This is a genomic window from Chamaesiphon sp. OTE_20_metabat_361 (assembly GCF_031364565.1).
Window position 1 is genome coordinate 1 of record NZ_JANLWO010000049.1, and the last position, 1,942, is coordinate 1,942.

At 48.4% G+C, this 1,942-nt stretch carries 1 protein-coding gene and 1 pseudogene; one reads left to right on the forward strand and one right to left on the reverse strand.

The annotated features are described in order from the left end of the window. A pseudogene (locus RMO35_RS25120) lies at positions 1–173 on the reverse strand (adenylate kinase); the annotation flags it as partial. A 505-nt stretch (positions 174–678) separates the two neighbouring features. Between RMO35_RS25120 and RMO35_RS01270 the strand changes: the two are divergent. Continuing rightward, positions 679–1,942: NB-ARC domain-containing protein (locus RMO35_RS01270; RefSeq protein WP_309738006.1), on the forward strand; the 1,264-nt coding region annotated here is incomplete at its 3' end.

A 1,942-nucleotide genomic window follows, 5' to 3' on the forward strand; every position in this document is an offset into this window, starting at 1 on the left:
GCCAGAATTTGTGCGTGAATGCGCTGATATTCTTCGGTGGGAACGGCAACACCTCTCGATTGATATTGGACTTTATCTAAGACGTGTAGTGGTAAATCCAGAATTTCTGATACCTTCTTGCTTAAAGTTGATTTCCCACCACCAGCATTGCCAAACACTGCAACTTTTTTCATACTTCCTCTTCTCTGTCAGTAAAAGTCTGGTGTTAGCGATTCTCTATGAGAGGCTACGCCAACGGAAAAGATCGGATATTTAGCAGCAAAGCTCAATCTATAAACCATCGGCATTGCAGTCTCCCATTGACGAATTGCCATTGCGCCAGCAATTGAGAATTTTTGGTTTTTCGATCGATTCTCGACGGGAGAGGCTTTGCCAACAAACTAACGGCACTGGAGCGGACTTTTTGTGATTTTACAATTGTGAGTTTCATGGTAATTTTTTTAGGTGGTAGGTTGAGTTGGGGTTGGAATTCTCTGAGCAGTACCCGGCATATAGGTAGCAGGGATTGTAGTTTTACAAATGGTTTTCTGTGTGACGGGTTGTACGCTCTATCTCTAGAATAAGCTGCCAGAAACGGTTTGACAGCCAGAAAAGATCGGAAAAGATCGGATCTACCGATCGTAATTTGCGAATTATTAGGATTAGAATAAGAGATAGATTCTGGCAGGGTCTTCGCCAATGACAGCAGATGAAGCTTTAGCGTTACTCGATCCACTCCTGAGATCGCCAAGTCTCCGAGATATTCAAGAGCAAGTGTTTCGTCACTCGTGGGCAGGTCGCACTTATCCCAATATGGCCGAGCAGATCGGCTATGATACCGGCTATATCCGCGATGTCGGCTACGAATTGTGGCGACAATTGACTCAGGTATTGGGCGAACCAGTCACCAAAAATAATTTGCAAGCGGTACTGCGCCGCCAGCACGGTCGTATCGCCAAAGGCGAGGCTGCGCCAACGCACAGCGTTTCCACCGGAAAATCGCCTCAACTAGCCGGGTTGGAAGTTACCCCAGATTCACCACCAGATCGCGCTTGCTACTGGGGAGAGCGGATCGATGTTTCTAGCTTCATTGGGCGCGAACGTGAACTCCAGCAGTTGGAATACTGGCTGGATGGCAATTCTGACGAAAATTCTCTAAACTCGCGGTGTCGGCTGATTTCGATCGTCGGCATGGGCGGAATGGGCAAAACATCACTAGCCGCCAAACTCAGTCAAAAGTTAGCTGCAAATTCGGCATTCGATCGAATTATCTGGCAATCCCTCCGTAATGCACCACCGCTGGATAAAGTCTTATTTCAGCTCATTGCGGTAGTCTCCCGCCAACAACAGACGGAACCTGCGGATACGATGGGCGCGCAGATCTCCCAACTGATGGCATATCTGCGAACTTCGCGCTGTCTGATCGTCTTCGACAATTTTGAATCGATTTTGGCGCATCAGCCTGGTGGCTCATCGTCCAACTCTGAAGGCTATCGCGAGGGTTATGCTGGCTATAGTGAAATCCTCAGACGCATCGCCACCGAACATCATACTAGTTGTTTATTATTAACCAGTCGGGAGAAGCCCAGCACATTGATTCCGTTAGAAGGAGCATCTGCGTTAGTCTGTACCTTGGATTTACATGGTTTAAGTGCGATCGCCGTAGAATCGATCGGTACGGCGAGTGGTTGTCAGGCTAATGCACCGAGCGATTGGCATCATTTCCAGCAATCTTACTCTGGTAATCCGTTAGCGATTAAAATCGCGGCAACTACGATCCGAGATTTATTTGACGGCAGTATTCATGCCTTTTTAGAACAGGGAGTGACGTTGTGTGATGGGATCGACACGCTGCTGAGACAGCAATTCGAGCGGCTGTCCGAGCTGGAGCAGCAAGTGCTGTACTGGCTGGCGATCGATCGGGAAGCCCTGTCGATCTCTCAATTGCTGGCAGACTTCATTC